This is a genomic window from Dawidia soli (assembly GCF_018598185.1).
GTDB classification, from domain to species: Bacteria; Bacteroidota; Bacteroidia; order Cytophagales; family Cyclobacteriaceae; genus Ohtaekwangia; species Ohtaekwangia soli.
Genome location: NZ_JAHESC010000053.1, coordinates 20,990 through 43,600 on the forward strand (window position 1 = coordinate 20,990; position 22,611 = coordinate 43,600).

Here is a 22,611-nt window from a genome sequence, read left to right on the forward strand (position 1 = left end):
GGGCTGCAAGCCTTTTACCAGGTTATTTCTTTAAGCTGATTTTTACCGTAAGCGTAAAATCGTCCATGTCCACTTCAGTGGCCTCCGCCAAAGCTTCGCGGAAATCCAACGTCAGGGCCTGTGTTTCCGTGCTGATATACTCTTTAAAATCCGTCAATGCTGCCGTAACCGCGTCGTCGGGCTTACCGACCTCGATCGTAATCTTGTCGAGCACCTCCAGCCCCATGTCCTTGCGCAGGTTCTGCACGCGGTTTACAAAGTCGCGGGCAATACCCTCGCGGCGCAACGGCTCTGTCAACGTAATATCCAGGGCTACCGTCACACCGCCTTCCGTGGCGACCGACCAGCCCGGTATATCTTCCGAGGAGATCAATACATCTTCCAGCACCAGGTCAAAGCCACCTTTCGCCAGCGCGCCCTGCTTTTCGAGGGTACGGATGTCGTCTGCGGTAAGGGTACCGATCACCGCGGCAACCTCTTTCATCTTCGGACCGAATTGTTTACCCAGCTTCGGCAGATTAGGCTTCACCTTCTTCACCAGCACACCCGATGTATCGTCGATATACTCGATGCCCTTCACGTTCACCTCCGCCAGGATGATCTCCTCCACCGTCTTAATGCGTGTGGCAAACGCTGTATCGAGCACCGGCAGCAGAATACGCTGCAGCGGCGTACGCACCTTGATGCGGGCATTCTTGCGGATGGAGTGAACCAGCGAGCAGATCTGCTGCGCATACGCCATCGACTTCTCCAGCTCGGCATCCGTGCGATTGGCCTCCGCCTGCACCAGGTCCGTCAGGTGAACAGACAGGTGGCGCAGCGGTGTACGCTTTGTGATAGCCGCCTCGCGGATGTTGTCCGTCAGGTTGCGGTATAACCATTCGCTAAAGAACGGTGCGATCGGCGACATCAGCTGCGCCGTTACCAGCAAACATTCATACAGCGTTTCGTAGGCCGCCTTCTTATCTTCGCTCATCTCGCCCTTCCAGAAACGCTTGCGGTTCAGGCGCACGTACCAGTTGGACAGATGATCGTTTACAAACTCCTGGATCGCGCGTGCCGCGCGCGTAGGCTCGTATTCTTCGTATGCCTTCGTAACCTCGGTGATCAGCGACTGCAGCTTGGAGATGATCCAGCGATCCAGCGATGTGAGCTTATCGTACCGCACCACATTCTGTTCGTCTTTTACAAAACCGTCGATGTTGGCATACAACGCAAAGAACGAGTATGTGTTTTGCAGCGTCCCGAAGAAACGGCGCTGTACCTCGGCAATGCCCTCAAAGTCGAACTTGAGGTTGTCCCACGGCGGAGCATTCTCGATCATATACCACCGCACAATGTCGGCGCCATATTTACTCAGCGTCTCGAACGGGTTCACCACGTTGCCCTTGCTCTTCGACATCTTGTTGCCGTTCTTGTCGAGCACCAGGCCGTTGGAGATAACGTTCCTAAACGCCACGCCGCCGTTGCCCGTCTTTTTATTCACCGCCTGTACTTCCGGGCTGCTCTCCTGGATCATCGCCGCAATAGCGTGCAGCGTAAAGAACCAGCCGCGCGTCTGGTCGACGCCCTCGGCGATAAAGTCTGCCGGGTAATTCTTTTCAAAGACCTCTTTGTTCTCAAAGGGGTAGTGCCACTGCGCATACGGCATGGCCCCCGAGTCGAACCACACGTCGATCAGGTCGGGCTCGCGGTACATCGGCTGGCCGCTCGCGCTCACCAGCACCACGTCGTCCACATACGGACGGTGCAGATCAAAGTCCGGCGACAACGCCGCCGCCATGTGCCCGGCCTTCACGGCCTTGGCTACCTCGCTATTCAGCTCTTCCAGCGAGCCGATACAGATCTCTTCTTTGCCGTCTTTGCTGCGCCAGATCGGCAGCGGCGTACCCCAGTAGCGCGAACGCGACAGGTTCCAGTCTACCAGGTTCTCCAGCCAGTTGCCAAAGCGGCCTGTGCCGGTCGACTCCGGTTTCCAGTTGATCGTTTTATTCAGCGCCACCATCTTATCTTTCAGCGCCGTGGTGCGGATAAACCACGAGTCCAGCGGATAATACAACACGGGCTTGTCCGTGCGCCAGCAGTGCGGATACGTGTGCTCGTATTTCTCAACCTTGAAGGCCTTGTTCTCCTCTTTCAAAATGATGGAGATGATCACATCCGTATTTTTGTAATCCGGATTCGCCTCGTCCTCGTTGGTATAGTTCTTAACGTAAAAATCAGAAGGCCCCAGCGGCTTGTGTGTCTTGATGCCGTAGCGCGCCACGCCGGCCTGCAGTTGCTGGCCGATCGCATCGATAAACTTACCCTTACGGTCTACCGTCGGCATTTCGTTGCCCGCCTCGTCGCGGATCGTGATCGGCGGTATCCCGTTTTGCTTCGACACGCGAAAGTCGTCTGCCCCGAACGTAGGCGACGAGTGAACTACACCCGTACCGTCTTCCGTCGTAACAAAGTCGCCCGCGATCACCTTGAACGCCTTGTCGGCATCGTACAGCGGCTGCACGTATGGCAGCAGCTGCTCGTACGCCATGCCCACCAGGTCCTTGCCGGTAAACGCGCGTACGACTTTGTAGGGAATAGCCTTGTCGCCGGCCTTGTAGGTATCCAACGCCAGGTCTTTGTTCTTTTCAGAGAAATATTTACCCAGCAGGTCTTTTGCCACCACAACGCTCACAGGCTTGTGCGTATAGGGGTTATAGGTATTCACCTGCACATAGTTGATCTTCTCGCCTACCACCAGGGCCGTGTTGGAGGGAAGCGTCCACGGGGTGGTCGTCCAGGCCAGGATATATACCTTGTCGCCAAAAGCATCGGGAAAGAGGAACTCCGACTTCGCGTCTCGCTTCACGGTGAACTGCGCCACGATGGAAGTATCCTTCACGTCTTTATAGCAGCCGGGCAGGTTCAGCTCGTGCGAGCTCAGGCCGGTGCCGGCCGCCGGCGAGTACGGCTGAATGGTATAACCTTTGTAAAGCAGCTTTTTGTTGTAGAACTGCTTGAGCAACCACCACAGCGACTCGATGTATTCTTTCTCGTAGGTGATGTACGGATTTTCCAGGTCGACCCAGTAGCCCATTTTCAGGGTCAGGTCGTCCCACTGGTCTTTGTACATCATCACCGTTTCACGGCACTTACGATTGTACTCTTCGATGGAGATCTTACGACCGATGTCGTCCTTGGTGATGCCCAGCTGCTTTTCCACCTGCAGCTCTACCGGCAGGCCGTGTGTGTCCCAGCCGCCTTTGCGTTTTACCTGGAAACCCTGAAGGGTTTTGTAACGGCAGAAAATATCTTTTACCGTGCGGGCCATCACGTGGTGAATGCCGGGGGTGCCGTTTGCCGAGGGCGGGCCTTCATAGAAGGTAAACGACGGTGCCCCTTCACGATTGGTCACAGATTTCTCGAAAATCCCTTCCTTTTTCCAAAATTCAAGGGTTTCCGCAGCAATCTGCGCAAAATTCAAATCTTTCAGGTCATTGTATCTGGCGGCCATTTCGAGGTACGATCTTACGCGTTAATGGGTACTACTTCGATTTTAAGACCGCAAAGATATTTGTTATTTACGATTTCCGTGACTCAGAACGGCACACCCCACCAAATTTCCTATGGTTCCGGGGCACCACCGCCAGCATCTTATTCCGCTTACTCGGCCGCCGAATGCCGGTTGTGGATCTGGATCTTGTCCAGGTCGATCTCCTCATCCTCCGACTCGCCGTAAAAGCTGGAGTCGAAGTCGTCGATCGGCAGGTGCTCACCTTTTTTCTTCTTCGGTTTGTCAAACGTCAGGATCAGCGCCGGCAGCAGGATCAGGTTGGTGAACATCGAGATGATCAGCGTCACCGACGTCAGCAAGCCCAGTGCGATGGTACCGCCAAACGACGAGAACGTGAAGATGATAAAGCCCGCAAACAGCACAATGGAAGTATACATAATGCTCTTACCGGTCTCGAGGATAGCATCTGTCACCGCCACGGGAATAAAGAAATTATTGGCCAGGATCTCCTGCCGGTACTTCGCCAGGAAACGAATGGAGTTGTCGACCGAAATACCAAACGTGATGCTGAAGATCAACGCCGTGCTGGCCTTTAGCGGAATATCGAAGTAGCCCATCAGGCCCGCCGTGATCATCAATGCCAGCAGGTTGGGCACCAGCGAGATCACGATCATGCGCACGTTGGCAAACAGGATCGCCATCGACAGCGTGATGAGAATGAACGCCAGCAGCAGGCTCTCGCGCAGGTTGTCGACGAGGAACTTATTACCCTTGATAAAGATCTTGGTGGACCCGGTCACAGTCGCGACCACCGAGTCTTTTTCGGTCGAGACAAAGATCGAGCGCATCCGCGGTTCGATCACGTCGTGCACCAGCGAGTCCATGCGAATAGAACCCACGTCGGCAATCTGGCTGGACATCCGCACCTTGGTGAACGTCGAGTCTACAAACGACTTGAACAGCCCCTTGCTATCGCCGCCTCCTTGCCCGCCCGCGCTCGGATCGGTCTGGCCTTTCATATACCGTAGAATAAACGCGCCCTCGCTCTTCGACGGCAGCGCATACCGTGCTGGGTTGCCGTTATAGAACGCTTGCTTGGAAGCCTTGATCAGGCTCAGCACCGACACCGGCCGCGACACTTCGGGCAGCGAGTCGAGAAAATTTTCAAACTCCTCCAGCTTCTGCAGGTTCTTTACATCCAGCACCGGGCGGCGTCTCTTTGTCTTGAATTCAACGACGATCTCCAGCGGCATCACGCCGGTAAAGTTCGCCTCGAAGAAATGCAGGTCTTTCTTGATCTGGCTCTCCTCCGGAATGTCATCCACCATGTACGACACCGAGCGCAGCTGCATCATGCCGTACGCCGAGAAGATCGCAAACGCCATCGACACCATATAGATCAGCGGCCGCCGGCGATGTACGACTACATCAATACCCTTCAGGAAGCCACCCATCATACGGAAGTTCAGGTGGCGCAAATGTTTTTCCGACGGCGTCGGCAACCACGAGAACACACTCGGGATCATCACCAGGCTGACCAGGAACAACACCATGATGTTGATACCCGCCACGATACCGAACTCGCGCAAAATGATAATATCCGTCGACAGCAGCGTGAGGAAGCCGATGGCGACCGTAAGATTCGTAAGGAACGTAGCCAGGCCCATCTTCTGCACCACCGTGGCGATCGCCTCGATCTTGTTGTTGGTCCTGGCAAACTCCAGGTGGTATTTATTTAAGAGATAGATCGCATTGGTGATGCCGATCGTCACGATCACCGGTGGAATAAGACCACTAAGCAAGGTGATCTTAAAGCCGAACAACGAAAGCGTACCCAGCGTCCACACCACCACAATGCCGATGATGATCATCGAGAACAGCACCGCGCGGAACGACCGGAAGAACAGGAACATGATCAGGCCCGTCACGATGGCCGAAGCATACAGAAAAAATTGCATCTCACGTTTCACCTCGTTGGCCACGAGCGTGCGGATAAAGGGCAGACCGGCGTAATGCAGCTCGATGCCCGTGTTGTCGTGAAAGCGTTTGCCTGCCTCTTGCAAGGACTGCGCCAGCGCCTCGCGCCGGGAAGAGTTCATGACCTCCTTTTGCACCCACACCAGCATCATCGCCGCGCCGTTGTGCGTGTTGACGATGCGGTCCATATATACCTTCTGGTTGTAGGCTACCATCAGGGCAGTATCGAGCTCGGCCTGACTGGAAAGTTTTTCGGGGAATACCGGCGTCAGTGTGAACCGCTGCGCCGCGGTGTCTTTCACGATCATTTTCATGACCGGCAGGCTGAGCACCTCGTTCACACCGGCGATCTTTTTGATGTCGGCAGAAAGCGTGCGGAACGCCTCGAAGTTCTTCAGTTTATAGACGTTGCTGTCTTTTACCCCCACGGCGATCATGTTACCATCTTCACCAAACTGCTCCTTGAATTTGGTGAGGTAGATCATGTCGGGGTCCGAGAGCGGTACCGTGCGGGCAAAGTCATAACTCATTTGCACACGCGAGGCGTAATATCCCATGACCACCGTCACCAGACCGATGAGCACGATCAAAGGCAACCTGTATTGAATGATAAACCGGGCAATCCTATTCCACATAGCTGTTTATGTCAGTATTCCGAGGGGCCAAAGCTAAGAATTTTGGCCGGAAGTCGGCGCACCCTCCATACACCCGTTCGCGCCGCCCATAACGTGCTATTTACCAGGCCCCAGCCATACAACTGTGGGCATTTTTTTACTATTTTTGACTACCAAATAACATTAATAGCTATGGCAAAAGGACAAGATGCCCGGAAAGAAGAGAAGAAAAAACCGGCAAAGACCCTGAAAGAAAAACGTGCTGAAAAGCGCGAAAAGAAAGCAGGCAAGTAATAATAGGCTTTTTCCAATCTTCAAAGGGCTTCAGCATTCCGGGAATGCTGAAGCCTTTTTGTTTAAGGGATAGGGCTCGGCTGTATTTGCTGGCGCAAGAGTTAGCGCGCAGCGCGTCTCTTGTGCCTATACGGTAGCCAGTCTGTGACAGGCTGGCAGAAGGGCCGGCTGACGGCAGTTACAAACTGCCTACCGTATAGGCACAAGTTCCGCGCCTCTTCCGCCAGCTGGCGGATCGGCGCTCAAACTTGCGCCAGTGGGCGTTCGTGACTGGCGCAATCCTTCGATTAGAAAGAAATGCCTTTGATCCTCCGATACAACGACAACGCATGCCGATCCGTCAACCCCGACACAAAGTCGATGACGAGCCGCAGCATGTTATATACATTTTTCTCCGTGCGTATAGCCACCTCGATCTCCGCCGGGAATAGCTTCTGCAAATTCTCATACTTCCGCGACTTCCTCCCCTCCATCAAATACATCCCCGCCTTCGAAAACTCCTCCAGCAGCCCCGGCAGCACCTCGTGCCCGGCCGCCTCGATCTCCACTACCTTGCGTGCACGGTAGATCTTCTCGACCGACACCTTGATGATCTCCTCCAAAGCCTGGTACGACGGACATTTATCCACCAGCGCCGTATCAAAGCTACCGTGCAGGATCTCCTGCTCATGCTCCAGGAACAGCGTGGCACACTCACCCATCAGGTCGCCGATGGCCAGGGCGCGCAGGTAGCCAATCTTTTCCTGCTGGCCGTTGATCTCGTCAAGCTTGCCGAGCTTGGACTTATTTTTTGTCAGCACGTTTTCAAACAACGCGCGCGCTTCGTCATACCCCACCAGCCCCAGGCTGCAGCCGTCTTCCAGGTCGATAATGCTGTAACAAATGTCGTCGGCAGCCTCTACCAGGAAGGCCAGTGGGTGGCGGTTCCAGCTGATGTCGCTGGTAGCGACCAGCCCCAGTTGCCCGGCCACCGCGTGAAAGATATCCTTCTCCGATTGGAAGAAGCCGAATTTCTTCTGGCTGCGTTTGCTCTTGTCGCGGCCCGGAAACAGCGCGGGACACGGATATTTGGTAAAAGCTCCCAGCGTGGCATAGGTCAGCTTGAGCCCGTATTGATTTTTGTTGAGAATCCGAAAGCCCTGCGCGTTGCCTTCGAACTTCGTCAGGTCGCACCACTCGGCTTCCGTTACATGCACCTTAAACTGTTGGCCCTGCGCGTGACAAAGGAAAAAGTCGGAGATAGCATCTTCGCCGGCGTGGCCAAACGGCGGGTTGCCCAGGTCGTGGGCCAGTGACGCCGCCGCCACAATGCTGCCCAGGTCATACAGCGAAAACTCTTTGGCCAGCTCGGGGTGGCGCTTTAACAGGTCCTCGCCCACCCGCTTGCCCAGCGAGCGCCCTACGCTGGACACTTCCAGCGAGTGCGTCAGGCGCGTGTGAACAAAGTCATATTCCGGCAGCGGATGTACCTGGGTTTTGTCCTGCAGCCGCCGGAAGGGTTGTGAGAAAATGATCCGGTCGTAGTCCTGTTCAAAGGCACTGCGCGATTGTTCCGACGCCACCACCGGCGACTGCCCGGCTCGTTGCGGCGAAAAAAGCTGCTTCCACTCCATAGGTGTAGGTAAATTTTGCTGCAAGATTAATTGTTTTCTGCCGTCAGCACAAAACCCAGCCGGTCTTTGACGTGCCCCGGCCAGGCACAGAAGCTGCCAGGACACAAAAAAAGCGCCCGGGAGAGCCGGGCGCCGATTGATATTCATTTGTTCGTAAACGGATCAGATCTTCCGCAGCAGGTTATTGATCGAGCAAGCGTCGATCAGCTTGGCCTTCACGTCGGCGATCTTCACACGCTCTTGTTTCATCGAGTCGCGGTCGCGGATCGTAACGGTGTCGTCTTCCAGCGTCTGGTGATCGACCGTGACACAATACGGCGTACCGATCGCGTCTTGTCTTCTGTAGCGCTTGCCGATCGCATCCTTTTCTTCGTAGAAGCAACGCAGGTCGTATTTCAGGTCGTTCATGATCGCCTCGGCCTTTTCGGGCAGACCGTCCTTCTTCGTCAACGGCAGGATGGCCACCTTGTGCGGGGCCAGCGGCGCGGGTATGCGCAATACCACCCGTTCGCTACCGTCTTCCAGCTTCTCTTCCACATACGACTTGGAAAGTACCGACAGGAACATCCGGTCAAGACCCACCGAGGTCTCTACCACGTAGGGGATATAGCTTTGGTTATCTTCCGTGTCGAAGTATTGCAGCTTTTTGCCCGAGTATTTTTCGTGTGCCTTCAAATCAAAGTCCGTGCGGGAGTGTATACCCTCCAGCTCGCGAAAGCCCATCGGAAAGTTGAACTGAATGTCGCACGCCGCGTTGGCATAGTGTGCCAGGTTGAGGTGGTCGTGGTAGCGGTAGTTGTCGCTGCCCAGGCCCAGGGTCTGGTGCCACTTCATCCGCTTAGCCTTCCAGTACTCGTACCACTTCATTTCTTCGCCCGGCTTCACAAAGAATTGCATTTCCATTTGCTCGAACTCGCGCATACGGAAAATGAACTGGCGGGCAACGATCTCGTTGCGGAAGGCCTTACCGATCTGGGCAATACCAAAAGGTATCTTCATGCGGCCCGTCTTCTGTACGTTCAGAAAGTTGACAAAAATACCTTGCGCCGTTTCGGGACGCAGGTAAATCTTGTTGGCGTCATCGGCCAGGGAGCCGATCTCGGTCGAGAACATCAGGTTGAACTGGCGCACATCCGTCCAGTTCCGGGTGCCCGAAATAGGATCGGTGATTTCCAGATCGTCGATCAGCTGCTTCATGGCAGCCATATCGCCGTTGCCCATCGCATCTTTCAAACGGGCGTTGATCTCGTCGATCTTTTTCTGATATTCTACCACGCGGGCGTTTGTCGTCACAAACATCGCCCGGTCAAAATTCTCGAAGCGCTTGGCGGCCTTTTCAACTTCCTTCTCGATCTTCTCTTCCAGCTTTTCGATCACCCCTTCGATCAATTGGTCGGCGCGGTAGCGCTTCTTCGAGTCGCGGTTGTCGATCATCGGGTCGTTAAAGGCATCGACGTGGCCGGAGGCCTTCCAGGTAGTAGGGTGCATGAAGATGGCAGCGTCAATGCCCACGATGTTATCGTGCAGCAACGTCATGAATTTCCACCAATATTCCTTGATATTATTCTTCAGCTCGGCACCGTTCTGACCATAGTCGTATACGGCGCTAAGCCCGTCATAAATTTCACTGGATGGAAAAATAAACCCATACTCCTTGGCATGGGCAATCACGTTCTTGAAAAGGTTGTCTTCATTCGCCATAGCGGGCAAAGATAATATTAGTCCACAGTCTGCGGCGCACAGGCCGTGGGAATTTGTTAAAAGCCCGGTCTGAAAAAGGAATCCTTCCGGTCGTTAGGAGCCGGTTTTCCCGAAAAAGCAAGATGATGTTAACGCTTCGGCAATTTTACGGTAAAGATCGACCCCTTGCCCGGCGCCGATTCCAGGTGGATCGAACCCGACAGCTTCACCAGGGCCTCCTTTACAATATACAACCCGAGACCCGAGCCCTTGGACTGCTCGTTGCCGCGATAGAACATGTCGTAAATCCGGCTGTGATATTCCGGTGCAATGCCCTGGCCGTTATCTTCCACGCGCAGGTAGAACACCTTGCCGTTCATCTGGTGTTGCAGCTTGATGAACCGCTCGGCTTTGGCCAGGTCGTGATACCGTATGGCGTTGGAGATCAGGTTGCCCATGATCACGCGCAGACGGTTCTTGTCCGACTCCACCACGGCGTCTTTGGGGATCTCCACCTGGAAGTGAATACGCTCCGCTTCCGGGGCGAACTTCAGGCTGTCCCAGATCTCGTGTGCCATCTCCGACAGGTTGACCTTCTCGCGCACAATCTCCAGCCGGTTGTTGCGGGAGTAGTCCGTAATATCGCGGATGAACTTGTCCAGTGAGTGCACACGGTCCTTCATCATGGACAGGTACCGTTTGACATCTTGTAGGTTTTCGGTGCGGTCGGCGATGTTGATCAACCCCAGCACCGAGCTGAGCGGCGCACGCAGGTCGTGTGACGTGCTGTATACAAAACGGTCCAGCTCGGAGTTGGTCTTGGTCAGCATCTCGTTGCTTTGCACCAGCTGGATGGCGTTGTAGTGATTCAGGCTGATGAGCAGGTAGACGCCCATGGTCGTGGCCGGCAATGCAACCGTGAAATTCACCACCACATGAAAGAGCAGCATCTCTTCGGTGTACTCACGCTTCGGCATGATGCTGAAGTCGATGAAATATGCCAGCGCAAAAAGTATATAGGTGAAAACAGCAAACAGGATCGAGACGAGACGCTCTTTGTAGTTAAAGACCGCAAAGGCAGCGACGGCCACCACGATAAAAAACATAAACGCCCCGGTGTTGGGCGATTCGCTGGCGGCAAAAAGGTAGACTGTAATGTTGATCGTGGGCAGCATGAAGTAGTTGGCCAGCCCATGGTCGCCCTGGCGATGTATAAAAATGGAGAGCGCCAGGAAAAATATCGCCGTCACAAACACGGGGATCGACACGTAGTTGCCGGACGAAAAGTCGAACAACATATACACCAGGCACAACAAGATCCCGATCAGCGCGAAGTGACCCGACAGCATAACTTGCTTATACTCTCCCCACGACTCGATGTACCGGTCCTCCCCGATGATAATGTTCCGTACTCTCTTCTTCAGCGACATACCCACAGTAATATTTGCCTCTGGGCAAAAGTAGGCGGATCGCTCCGGGTAGATTTTAGCTTTCGTGGGTGGCTGGTAGCCATGCAAGTTTTTTTGTGGAAATTCACAGTTTGGGAAAAATGCACCTCAACAAAGCGATCAAGGTAAAACGGACAACCTATAGTTATTCAGGGATAATGCGGGCAGTAATCCCGTCGATCGGCCGATAACCCCGGGAGGGACCCTGCACACACGGTTACACACCAACCGTAATTTCTGCCGGCATATAGCTCGTTTCCTGGCACCAAAAGCACTATTTCAAAAAAAATGCACAACCTATACGATGGTTGCGAAGTTTGCGTTGTCCCCTCTCGTTGAGACACACCCTTCACCCTCGGCAATTTCTACATTTGTGGACCCCGACGCCCCGGTCCCCTTGCCCAAGCCGTCACTTTTTATATACCTTCACCGATCACCAAACCCAATTACGTGTATGAGACGGTATTTACCTCTGCTGGCCATCGTTTTATGGGGTGCCTGTTCCAATCCGCAACAAGACGCCCAAAAGTTCATCGATCAGTATACCAAAACCTATGTGGACCGCTATACCGCGTCGTCCCAGGCCGCCTGGAAAACCAACATCGACATCAAAGAAGGCGATACGGTCAACGCCTACAACTCGCGCGTGGCCGACGAAGCCCTGGCCGCCTTTACCGGCAGCGTAGAGAACATCGAACAGGCTCAAAAATTCCTGGCACAGAAAGACAAACTTTCCCCTTTGCAGGTACGTCAGCTGGAAATTATACTCTATAAGGCCGGCAGCGATCCGCAGACGGTAAGCGCCCTGGTAAAAGAAAAGATCCGCGCCTCGGTGGCCCAGACCGAAAAGCTCTTCGGCTTTGCGTATACCCTGGACGGTAAGCCCGTGTCGACGAACGACATCGACAACATCCTCAAGACGGAAAACAATGAGCAAAAACGACTGGCCGCCTGGAGCGCCAGCAAGGAAGTAGGCAAAGCACTAAAGCCCGGCCTGGTAAACCTGCGCCGGTTGCGCAACGAAACCGTGCAGGCCCTGAAGTATCCCGACTTCTTTTCCTACCAGGTATCGGACTATGGACTTACCACCCCCGAAATGATGGAGCTCATGAAGCGCCTCAACCAGGAGCTGCGCCCGCTGTTCCGCGAGCTGCATACCTACGCCCGGTATACCCTGGCCAAAAAGTATGGCGCCAAAGAAGTACCCGACTACCTGCCCGCGCACTGGCTGCCCAACCGCTGGGGCCAGGACTGGAGCGCCATGCTGGACGTCAAGGGCCTGAACGTAGACAGCGTACTGGCCGCCAAAACACCACAGTGGATCGTGCAGGAAGGGGAAGCATTCTATAAGAGCCTGGGCTTTGAAGCACTACCGGCGTCGTTCTGGGAAAGGTCGAGCTTATACCCCTATCCGCCCGACTCTGTCGTCAAGAAAAACAACCACGCGTCTGCCTGGCATGTCGACCTGCAGAACGACCTCCGCAGCCTGATGAGCATCGAGACCAACGCCGAGTGGTTCGAGACATCCAACCACGAACTGGGACACATTTATTACTACCAAAGCTATACAACACCCCAGGTGCCACCGCTGCTGCGCGAAGGGGCCAACCGCGCCTTTCACGAAGCGATCGGCAGCATGATGGGCATGGCCGCCATGCAGAAGCCGTACCTCATCGGCCGCGGACTGATCGCCCCCGGCACAAAAACCGACTCCATTCAAATCTTATTAAAGGAAGCGCTCAACTTTGCCGTCTTCATACCGTTCGCCGCCGGCACCATGAGCGAGTTTGAAAAAGCGCTCTACGCCGACAACCTGTCCGAAAGCGAGTTCAACAAAAAGTGGTGGGAGCTGACCAAACAATACCAGGGCATCGTGCCGCCGTCCGACCGCGACGAAATATACTGCGACGCCGCCACCAAGACGCACATCAACGATGACGCCGCACAGTATTACGACTATGCGCTGTCATATGTCATCTTATTCCAGCTGCACCAGCACATCGCCGAAAAGATCCTGCACCAGGATGCCCGCGCCACCAACTACTTTGGCAACAAAGAGACCGGCGAGTTCCTGAAGAAGATCATGGCCCCCGGCGCCTCCAGAAACTGGCGCGACGTGCTCAAAGAAGCCACCGGCGAAGACATGAACGCAACCGCCATGGTACGCTACTTCGAGCCTCTCATGCAATGGCTCAAAAAAGAAAACCAGGGCCGCAAATATACCCTACCCGAGCAGCTCTAGGGGACCGTCATAGCGTCGCACGAACCTGAATGCTGGCGCCGGTCTTCGCCCCCGCCTCGGGGCGGAGACTGGTATCCACCGGCTGGCGGATGGAGGTCTCCCGACCGCCGTGGAGCATGCCTAACTATGATACCGATCCACAATATGCTGGCTCACGAGCTTATACACCTCCGCCACTGAAGGATCAGATTGCAAAAAGAGCATATGGTTATCGAGTATCTCAAAATCCCCACGCTTAGCCGGCCCGGTCTGTGCATTCTCCGGTCCGATGCTTAAGCTTTTATTAATAGTCTCGGCAATGAGCGGCTTCAGCCAATCAAAGCTGAGACTATTATCTTTCATAATCTCCTGCGCCAGCAGCAACATGTGATTCGTAAAGTTCGACGCAAACACAGCCGCCACATGCAATGCTTTCCGGTCGTGCGACGTGATCTTCACCGCATCGCGCCCCAGCGCCCTGGCCATCTTCAGCAAGACCTTTTCCGTCTCCTTATTATCGCTTTCGATAAAGAGCGGTATCTCCTTAAAATCTACCTTCTTGGATTTGCTAAACGTCTGCAGCGGATAAAACACACCAATGTTCGGCGTGGCCGCATACCCCAACACGTTCAGCGGCCGGCTACCCGACGTATGCACCAGGATGGCATCGGTCGGCAGGATGATCTCTTGCACAATGTCTTCAATGACATCGTCTGTCACCGCCAGGATAAAAATGCGCGAAGCGCTGGTGGAAAAGTCCAGCGACGCCTTCACCTCGCCCTCGTAGAGTTTCTCCACCAGGGCGGCGGCATGCGCGGGATTTCGGCTGTACACCTCGCGTACAGCAAAGTCCGTATTGTCCAGGGCCGGCGCCAAATGCCACGCCAGGTTGCCCGAACCGATGATCGATACCTGCATACTTGTTTCTTTTCGATTGTAAAAATGCCCTTTTTCCGGAAAAAACCGCATCCCGCTGACGGAACAGCCAACAGACAATAAAAAAGACAAAAATATCCTTTATTCATCAACCCGTTGTATCTTTGCCCCGTTCAACGTCATAACAACCACTTAACGGCATGTTCTCAAAGGCTTGTGAATACGGCATACGCGCGATGATCTACATCGCCCAACGATCGCGGCAAGGAGAGCGCGTCGGGTTGAAAGACATTGCCCAGGGTATCGACTCGCCCGAGGCATTCATGGCCAAGATCATGCAGGCGCTTAGCCGGCAGGGCCTGGTACAATCCGTCAAAGGTCCGCATGGGGGCTTTTATATGGACACACAAGCCTCGAAAATAACATTGGCCCAGGTAGTGCGCGCCATTGATGGCGACCATCTCTTTACGGGTTGCGGCCTCGGCCTGACCGAATGCAACGAAAAGAAACCCTGCCCCATACACGATGAGTTCAAGCTCATCCGCAACAAGATCCGATCACTTTTAGAAACTACCCAGGTGGGCGAGTTCAATGAGCTCCTGGAAAAGGGAGTTCTGCACCTGAAACGGATCTAAAAAATTTACACTAATAAAGGACAAAAGAGTCTTAATATATACGGTTATGAATCTTGTACGATCGCTTCTCACCTGCTTCGTTTTGCCGATGGTCACCGCATGGCCACGGGCAGGCTATGCACAAACCGCGGCTGAACAAAATGCTCCCCTGCTGACACAGCCCGGCATACTCATTACACTGGTGCTGATCCTGGTCCCGCTGTTGGCCGCGTTTATCTTTATGGTACTGCAGGTACGCCGCACGTTGCTTCGTCTGAAATGGCAGCAGCAACCCGCGGTGCAGACCGAAGCCATCGACTTCCCCCACCCGCAGCGTAACCCTGCCGTGCCGTACCAGCTCAGCGGCCGTGAACTGGCCGGCCAGTACGCGCCAGACGACAGCCGGGGCATCATTCAACACGCCAGCAACGATCACGCGATACCGTTTGTAGCCGAAAAGAAAAAAGCACAGGCCAGACCGGCGATCGATCCCAAGCTCACACACCTCATCCTGTGGTACCTGGGCACCGCTACGTTCTGGCTCGTCCTCGGCACGACGGTAGGCGAATACCTCGGCATCAAACTCGTATCGCCCGATGCCGACACCGTGCCGTGGCTCAGCTTCGGCCGCCTGCGGCCCGTACACACCAACGCGGTGTTCTGGGGCTGGTCTTCGCTCGCCATGCTCGGCCTGGCATATTACGTCGTGCCCAAAGTGAGCAATACCACGATCGCAAGCCTGCGCCAGGGCTGGCAGACGCTCATCCTCATCAACACGGCCGTCGTGCTCGGCAGCCTGTGTCTGATGAATGGCATCAACAACGCCGGTGGCGAATACCGCGAATATGTGTGGCCCGTCATGGCCCTCTTCGGCCTGGGCCTGATCATTACTCTTATCAATTTCCTGCGCACCGTCGCACGACGCACCACAACAGAGATATACATCTCCAACTGGTACATCCTGTCCGCCATCATCTTTACCCTCGTCATCAGCGTCATTGCATACTGGCCCACGTGGCAAAACGGCCTGGGTGAAACGATCGTACAAGGATATTATATGCACCAGGGCGTGGGCATGTGGTTCATGCTCTTCAACCTGGGACTGGTATATTACTTCCTGCCGCAGCAGCTGAACAAACCGATATACTCCTATAGCCTGGGCATCCTGGCATTCTGGGCGCAGATCCTGTTCTATACCCTCATCGGCACGCATCACTTTGTGTTCAGCTCGATACCCTGGTGGTTGCAAACCGTGGCCATCGTCGGCAGCATGGGCATGCTGATACCGGTCATTGCCGGCACGACCAACTTCCTCATGACCCTAAAAGGTGGCTGGAACAAGATTGCCAGCAGCTATACGCTGCCGTTTTATGTAACAGGCATCATCTTTTACTTCACCGGCTCCTTTCAGGGAACCGCCGAGGCCTTCCGGTTCACCAACCTGCTGTGGCACTTTACCGACTTTACGGTAGCCCATTCGCACCTGACCATGTACGGCATCATTGCCTTTTTACTGTGGGCCAGCATCTATGCGCTGGTGCCACGCCTCACCGGCCACGAGCCGCCGCAGTGGCTGGTAGGCGCACACTTCTGGCTGGCATTCCTGGGACTGATGTTTTATACCATCCCGCTCATGATCGGTGGTACGCTGCGCGGCCTGATGTGGATGGAAGGTAAACCCTTTATCGAAAGCGTCGTGCTCATGGCTCCGTATTGGTTGTGGCGCGCCATTGGCGGCTCGCTCATGTGGCTGTCACATATCCTCTTTGCCTATAATTTTTATCGCATGGTGGTTGGCGTACGCGCCGCCCGGCCCGCAGCAACCCCTATACGCGAAGTTCTGGCTTAATCTTTTATCGATATGAAACTCTTCCGCAATCACACATACTTATATACCACAGCCTTTCTGTTCTTTACGGGCCTGTCCCTGGTCGTCGCAATCCTGCCGGCATTATATAACCAGGAGAACAACGCGCCGCTGCCGGGAACCGAGCCCTTAAGCGACGACGCGCTGGCCGGCAAGCATGTCTTTATTGCCAACGGCTGTGTGGCCTGTCACTCCCAACAGGTGCGCAACGTTGCCATGGACAACGTCTGGGGTTCACGTCCCAACGTTGCCGCCGATTACGCGCACAACACACGCATGCATTGGTGGATGAACACCGCCACTCTCATGGGCACCGAACGCACGGGTCCCGACCTGACCAACATCGGCACCCGCCTGCCCAGCCTCGAGTGGCACTTGTTACACCTCTACAACCCGCGCGCGGTCGTAGAAGAATCGGTGATGCCCGCATACCCGTGGATGTTTCAGATCAAGGAGGATATTGAAGAAGGTGACAAGGTGGTAAATGTACCTGCGGAGTTTATGCGCGACCAACACGGTACGGTCGTGGCCACGCGCGAAGCGCTGCAGCTGGTTGCCTACTTGCAATCGCTGCAACAGGCACCGCTGCCCGACGGCACGGCAGCGCCCGCCTTCCTGTATAGATCGCAAGCTCCCGCTGCTGCACCGGCCAATGTATCAGCCGATGCCGCCGCTACGGAAGCGATAGCAGACGGAGCCGCCCTCTATGCCGCGAACTGCCAGGCCTGCCACCAGGCCACAGGCGCGGGTCTCAAAGGTGCGTTCCCGCCGCTGAAGGGAAGCGCCATCGTGCAGGACGACGACCCGGAGGTATTGATCGACATCATCCTGCACGGCTATAATGCCCGCGAAGAATATGGAGAGATGCCCGCCATCGGCACCATCAATCACCTGAAGCCCGAAGAGATCGCGGCCATCATCCACCACGAGCGCACCAGCTGGGGCAACCAGGCGCGCGAAGTATCGGTGGCGGAAGTAAAAGATATCATCGCCATGCTGGAATCAAAAAAGAATAATCCATAAGAACATGAAGAAGATCATCATCACGCCGATCGCCGTCGCGCTGTACAGCGCCTCGTTCGCCTGCGACGTGTGTAAGAAACAACAACCCAAGGTGCTGCGCGGCATTACGCACGGCGCCGGGCCACAAAGCAACTGGGACTATGTCATCGTCGTCGCGATCGCGGCCGTAGTACTCGTCACGCTCTTTTACTCCGTCAAGTGGCTGATCAAACCTGGCGAGCAACAAGCAGACCATATCAAGCATAGTATCTTAACACACGACACCGTATGAGCGAGAAAAGCAAAGTACGTCTCTTCCTCGACGACGACACCGCTCCCCTGGGCGACTTTTACACGCCCATTCATTTTGAGCTAGACACGCGCCAGCTGGTAGACGGCGAGCATGTACTCAGGATCGTGGGCCAGGACCCATCGGGTAAAGAAGGTATCCGCACAATACCCTTCACCGTCCGCAACGGTCCTGCCATTAGCATTGAAGGCCTCAAGGCACATGACGTCGTAGACGGTGTGCTGCCGCTCATGATCAACGCCTACGGCAAAGGCGATCAGCACAAGTTCCTCATCGAGGGCAGTGAAACGCCCCGCAGCGCGCCCGCGTGGATCTGGGCCGCCATCGTACTCTTTGCCGGCTGGGCCGCGTATTATTTTATCACTTCGCTACAAGTCACCTTATAGCTGCTACCACAATTGCAAAACCATGAAGAAAGACATTGAGAATATAGACGACATAAAAGATCTCGTCGACGCCTTTTATGACAAAGTACGGGTAGACTCGTTGCTGGGGCCAGTCTTTCATGCACGTATACACGACTGGCAGCCACACCTCGAGATCATGTACCGCTTTTGGAATGCAGCGCTGTTTGGCGTGCGTGGGTATGTAGGAAATCCTTTTGCCAGGCACGCTGCACTTCCATTAGAGGCGGAACACTTCGAACAATGGATCAACTTATTCTACGCTACCGTTGACGACCGGTTCCAGGGCGTGATTGCCGACGAGGCCAAGCGCCGCGCCATGATCATGGCCCATACCTTTTACGGCCGCATCCACGCGGGCAAAGAGAAGACCCTGCACGACCTGCCGCCGATCCGCAAAGCACCGTGAGAAAGAAATAACATACGAATTTAAACCACCAGCCACATGGAAACGCTAACAACCCTCACCCTGGGTGAGATCGTCAAAAAACAATACCGCGCCGCCGAAGTGTTTGAAAAATTCGGATTGGACTTTTGCTGCATGGGCAGCCAGACATTGGAAGAAGCCTGCCGCAACAGTCAACACGACCCCACCGAGGTGCTCGTCGCCCTGCAAGCCCTCGAAACCGACGGCGGCGACAGCGTAAACTTCGACGCCTGGCCCCTCGACTTACTCGCCGATTATATTTACCAACGTCACCACCACTACGTGGAAGAGAAGACACCCATCATCCAGGGTTACCTCGACAAGATCTGCGCCGTGCACGGCAACCGTCACCCGGAGCTATATGAGATCAACCGCATCTTCAAAGAAACGTCGGGTGCGCTGGCGGTACACATGAAGAAAGAAGAGCTCATGTTGTTCCCGTATATCAAACGCCTCGTAAAAGCGGGTGAAACCCACGAGCCCGTAACGTCATCGATCTTTGGCAGCGTCAGCACCCCCATCCATGCCATGGAAGCCGACCACCTGGACGAAGGCCAGCAACTTCAGAAGATGGCCGCCCTCAGCAACGACTACACCCCGCCGGCTGATGCCTGCTCTACCTACACCGTTACCTATAAAATGTTAAAAGATTATGAAAAGGATATGCACCTGCACATCCACCTGGAAAACAACATTCTGTTCGCCAAGGCCGTTCAACTCGAAGAAGCGCTGAACGGGCCTCGCTCCGCCTGATCCATAACCATGTCGATACATCGAGCTAATATCACTGTAACGGTACTGTACGAAGGACGCGAACACGTCCTTCGTACCTATACCCACGAATACCGCAGCTTGATGGCGCTGATCTACGATAAGCTCTACGTGGTAAACTTCGGCGATTGCAAGGGCATCGGCCGTTGCGGCACCTGCCACGTACGCCTGCCGGAAGATGCCGAAGAGACACTGCTGATACGCTCCGGCAACGAACCTAACACACTGGGTAAAATGACGGGCGTACTGCCTACCAGCCGGCTGTCATGCCACATGCCGATTGACGAACGCCTCCACGCACTGCGGGTAGAGATCATGCAGGACGAGGAGCCCGGACTATATTGATACTTCGCTCAGGGCTTCACCGCCATCACGATCCGGTCTTTGCCGGGTATGTCCCGCACCGTCTTCATATCGATAAAGCCGGCTATACCAAAAGCACGCTCGACATCGGTCGCATACTGCGCATTGATCTCCACGGCCAGGAGGCCCTTTGATAATAAAGCCGGGAATGCCCGGGTAGCAATGGCGCGATAAAACAATAAGGGGTCGTCATCGGGTACGAACAGCGCCAGGTGTGGCTCATGGTCCAGCACGTTGGCTTGCATGGAGGCCTGCTCGCGTTCCGTGATATAGGGCGGGTTGCTGACAACGGCGCTCAGGTTTGTAAAGGGCAATGGTTCTGCCAGGATATCGTGCGGCAGGAACGATACCGGCGCCTGCAAGGCATTGGCGTTTTGCGCAGCGACCTGAAGCGCTGCCGGGCTGACGTCGGTAGCATAGGCTTTTACCGGGCGTAACGCTAACGCCAGGGTCGTGGCAATGCAGCCGCTCCCCGTACCGATGTCCAGGATGGAGCGTGCATCCGGTCCACCGGGCAGCGGGTGATGTAATACTGCCTGCACCAATTCTTCGGTCTCGGGACGTGGAATCAATACCGCTTTGTTCACCATAAACTTGCGCCCGAAAAAATACGCTTCTCCTAACACATATTGCACCGGCTCGTGGCGGTTGATGCGCGTCGCGATTTCTTCCAACCGGTCTTCTTCGGCAGCGGTAAGGGATATTTCTTTGCCCATGAGCACGTGCGTGCGCGAGAGGTGGAACAAGTGTTCAAACACCTGGTAGGCAATGCCCTGGATCTCATCCGGGTCGTCGCGCAACGTGATGCGGCGCACGAAATCGTGAAGCATTGTTTTGGAATTCGTCATGGGCTGGCAATCTTTGCAAGTATAATCAATGGAAAAGCACGATCACTCGCACGATGAGTTTTTTATGCGCCGCGCGCTGGAGCTCGCCACACTGGGTCGCGGCCACGTAAGCCCCAACCCGCTGGTAGGGTGTGTGATCGTACGCGACAATCAGATCATCAGTGAAGGGTGGCATCATCGCTACGGCGGTCCGCATGCCGAAGTTGACGCCGTGCAAAACCTGACGGACAAAGGCCTGGTGGCCGGCAGCACAGTATACGTCAACCTGGAGCCCTGCTCGCATTTTGGCAAGACACCACCGTGTGCCGACATGCTCGTAGAACACCGTCCTGCCAGGGTCGTGGTCGCCAACCTCGACTCAAACCCACTGGTGGCCGGCAACGGCATTAAGAAATTACGCGCAGCCGGCATCGAAGTCATCACCGGTATACTCGAAAAAGAAGGACGGCTGCTCAACCAACGCTTCTTTACTGCCATGGAAAAGGGCCGGCCGTATATCATACTCAAGTGGGCCCAGACCGCCGACGGATTTATCGCCCGGCAGAATCATGACTCCAAGTGGATCAGCAATGTATACGCGCGGCAACTGGTGCACCGCTGGCGAACCGAAGAAGATGCCTTTATGGTAGGCGGCCGCACCGCCGCGCATGACAACCCGCAGTTGAACGTACGCGACTGGACCGGACGCAATCCCGTACGCGTGGTCATAGACCGTTACCTGCGATTACCCGGTAATCTGCACCTGTTCGACGGCACACAACGTACCCTGTGTTACAACGTCCTGAAACACGAAGAGCGTCCTAACATCACGTTCGTCCGGTTGGATGAGGACGATCTGCTCCTGAACCTGCTGCACGACCTGCACCGGCAAAAGATCCAGTCGGTAGTGGTGGAGGGCGGCACCACAACGCTTCAGCTATTTATAGAACGCGGACTGTGGGACGAGGCCCGGGTATTCACCTCTCCCCAGCATTTTGGCAAAGGGGTCAGCGCTCCCGTGTTACACGGTACACTCACCGAACAAATATGGGTCGCTACCGACCTGCTGCAGCGGTTCAGGCCACTACCGGTGTAGCGCAGTGTTCAAAGAAATTCATGATGAGCGGATTGGGGGCCTCCGGCGTAGACTCCAGCGGCGGTTGGAACAATGTGCCTTCAAAAAAACGATGGTCTTTCAGTTCCAAGCCCCGCACAGCACCATTTTCCGAAAATGCTGTGAACACAAAAGGATGCTGGTGCAGCCGGTCGGTATAGGCCGGGTTCACACCATAAGCGCAATTAAAATAACCGGTGATCACCTCCCGTTGCAACACCCGGTATAACCAGGATTGTTTGTCCGTGATTCTGACCTCCTCTTGCTGCCCTTTCAGCGAGCAGCTCAGTTTAGCGATGACCAGCTGCTCCATGCCGGGATCGCTCTCTTCATGTGCCGCGTCTGTGATTCCGAGCACATTCCGCGCATACTCCACCACCATGTATTGAAAACCACCACACGTGCCCAGCAAGGGAAAATTGCTTTCACGCGCCCAGCGAATGACGTCGTAGACGGCCTCGTCGTTTACATATGGCGACCCCGGGGTGATCCACAGGCCGTTATAGTCCCGCAATAACTCCGCGGGGTCCGGAATGGCCGTGGTGGGGATCCAGCTGGTTTTTACAGGAAAGTGTAATTTTCCTTGGCAATGTTCGACACATGTATTCAACGCCAGATGGGTATGCTTTTTTTCGTTAAAGTCGCCGATCAGGGCAATATGGATGGGTTTCATGGGGGGAAATTAATAGTTTA

Annotated in this window: 18 protein-coding genes; 10 read left to right on the forward strand and 8 right to left on the reverse strand. The window is 55.0% G+C overall.

What is annotated here, in order from left to right:
- Positions 1-22 precede the first annotated feature (22 nt).
- The 5 genes from ileS to KK078_RS25950 all read right to left on the reverse strand — a co-directional run bounded on the left by ileS (position 23) and on the right by KK078_RS25950 (position 11,104).
- Positions 23-3,496 carry an isoleucine--tRNA ligase gene (gene ileS, locus KK078_RS25930; RefSeq protein WP_254093250.1) on the reverse strand — a complete coding sequence of 1,158 codons (3,474 nt, stop codon included), beginning with the start codon at positions 3,494-3,496 and terminating at the stop codon, positions 23-25.
- Between the two features lie 149 nt (positions 3,497-3,645).
- Positions 3,646-6,108, reverse strand: a complete 2,463-nt coding sequence (locus KK078_RS25935; protein ID WP_254093251.1) for an efflux RND transporter permease subunit — start codon at positions 6,106-6,108, stop codon at positions 3,646-3,648.
- 560 nt (positions 6,109-6,668) lie between these two features.
- Positions 6,669-7,994 (reverse strand): deoxyguanosinetriphosphate triphosphohydrolase, encoded by a 1,326-nt coding sequence (locus KK078_RS25940; protein WP_254093252.1) that lies wholly within the window; start codon positions 7,992-7,994, stop codon positions 6,669-6,671.
- 162 nt (positions 7,995-8,156) lie between these two features.
- Positions 8,157-9,695: a glycine--tRNA ligase gene (locus KK078_RS25945; RefSeq protein WP_254093253.1), complete on the reverse strand. Its 1,539-nt coding sequence runs from the start codon at positions 9,693-9,695 to the stop codon at positions 8,157-8,159.
- Positions 9,696-9,823: 128 nt separating this feature from the next.
- Positions 9,824-11,104 (reverse strand): sensor histidine kinase, encoded by a 1,281-nt coding sequence (locus tag KK078_RS25950; protein ID WP_254093254.1) that lies wholly within the window; start codon positions 11,102-11,104, stop codon positions 9,824-9,826.
- Between the two features lie 472 nt (positions 11,105-11,576).
- Between KK078_RS25950 and KK078_RS25955 the strand changes: the two genes are divergently transcribed.
- Positions 11,577-13,364: a M2 family metallopeptidase gene (locus tag KK078_RS25955; protein ID WP_254093255.1), complete on the forward strand. Its 1,788-nt coding sequence runs from the start codon at positions 11,577-11,579 to the stop codon at positions 13,362-13,364.
- Positions 13,365-13,484: 120 nt separating this feature from the next.
- Here KK078_RS25955 and KK078_RS25960 read toward each other — a convergent pair whose 3' ends face one another.
- A complete protein-coding gene (locus tag KK078_RS25960; protein ID WP_254093256.1) occupies positions 13,485-14,261 on the reverse strand; it encodes a Rossmann-like and DUF2520 domain-containing protein in 777 nt (258 codons plus the stop codon).
- Positions 14,262-14,419: 158 nt separating this feature from the next.
- Here KK078_RS25960 and KK078_RS25965 point away from each other — a divergent pair, with 158 nt between their 5' ends.
- Genes KK078_RS25965 through KK078_RS26000 form a run of 8 tightly spaced genes read left to right on the forward strand, consistent with a single transcriptional unit; the run spans position 14,420 to position 19,959 of the window.
- Positions 14,420-14,854, forward strand: coding sequence for an RrF2 family transcriptional regulator (locus tag KK078_RS25965; protein WP_254093257.1), 435 nt, complete (start codon positions 14,420-14,422; stop codon positions 14,852-14,854).
- A 46-nt stretch (positions 14,855-14,900) separates the two neighbouring features.
- The gene (locus KK078_RS25970) at positions 14,901-16,682 is read left to right on the forward strand and encodes a cbb3-type cytochrome c oxidase subunit I (RefSeq protein ID WP_254093258.1); all 1,782 of its coding nucleotides are present in this window, start codon (positions 14,901-14,903) and stop codon (positions 16,680-16,682) included.
- A gap of 12 nt (positions 16,683-16,694) precedes the next feature.
- On the forward strand, positions 16,695-17,723 hold the full coding sequence (locus KK078_RS25975; RefSeq protein WP_254093259.1) for a cytochrome c: 1,029 nt from the start codon (positions 16,695-16,697) through the stop codon (positions 17,721-17,723).
- A 4-nt stretch (positions 17,724-17,727) separates the two neighbouring features.
- Positions 17,728-17,994, forward strand: a complete 267-nt coding sequence (locus KK078_RS25980) for a hypothetical protein (RefSeq protein ID WP_254093260.1) — start codon at positions 17,728-17,730, stop codon at positions 17,992-17,994.
- Entirely contained in the window at positions 17,991-18,398 is a 408-nt protein-coding gene (locus KK078_RS25985) for a cytochrome C (protein ID WP_254093261.1), read from the forward strand. The genes KK078_RS25980 and KK078_RS25985 overlap by 4 nt, the downstream gene beginning before the upstream one ends.
- A 22-nt stretch (positions 18,399-18,420) precedes the next feature.
- Positions 18,421-18,825 carry a group III truncated hemoglobin gene (locus KK078_RS25990; protein ID WP_254093262.1) on the forward strand — a complete coding sequence of 135 codons (405 nt, stop codon included), beginning with the start codon at positions 18,421-18,423 and terminating at the stop codon, positions 18,823-18,825.
- A 36-nt stretch (positions 18,826-18,861) separates the two neighbouring features.
- Positions 18,862-19,596, forward strand: coding sequence for an iron-sulfur cluster repair di-iron protein (gene ric, locus KK078_RS25995; protein WP_254093263.1), 735 nt, complete (start codon positions 18,862-18,864; stop codon positions 19,594-19,596).
- A gap of 9 nt (positions 19,597-19,605) precedes the next feature.
- A complete protein-coding gene (locus tag KK078_RS26000) occupies positions 19,606-19,959 on the forward strand; it encodes a 2Fe-2S iron-sulfur cluster-binding family protein (RefSeq protein ID WP_254093264.1) in 354 nt (117 codons plus the stop codon).
- 8 nt (positions 19,960-19,967) lie between these two features.
- Here the strand turns inward: KK078_RS26000 and prmC are convergent, their stop codons facing one another.
- Positions 19,968-20,807: a peptide chain release factor N(5)-glutamine methyltransferase gene (gene prmC, locus KK078_RS26005; RefSeq protein ID WP_254093265.1), complete on the reverse strand. Its 840-nt coding sequence runs from the start codon at positions 20,805-20,807 to the stop codon at positions 19,968-19,970.
- A 46-nt stretch (positions 20,808-20,853) separates the two neighbouring features.
- Between prmC and ribD the strand changes: the two genes are divergently transcribed.
- Positions 20,854-21,900: a bifunctional diaminohydroxyphosphoribosylaminopyrimidine deaminase/5-amino-6-(5-phosphoribosylamino)uracil reductase RibD gene (gene ribD / locus KK078_RS26010; protein WP_254093266.1), complete on the forward strand. Its 1,047-nt coding sequence runs from the start codon at positions 20,854-20,856 to the stop codon at positions 21,898-21,900.
- On the opposite strand, the gene KK078_RS26015 is transcribed toward ribD, so the two are convergent.
- Positions 21,881-22,591 carry a CTP synthase C-terminal region-related (seleno)protein gene (locus tag KK078_RS26015; protein ID WP_254093267.1) on the reverse strand — a complete coding sequence of 237 codons (711 nt, stop codon included), beginning with the start codon at positions 22,589-22,591 and terminating at the stop codon, positions 21,881-21,883. The two genes, ribD and KK078_RS26015, sit on opposite strands and share 20 nt — an antisense overlap.
- Positions 22,592-22,611 lie beyond the last annotated feature (20 nt).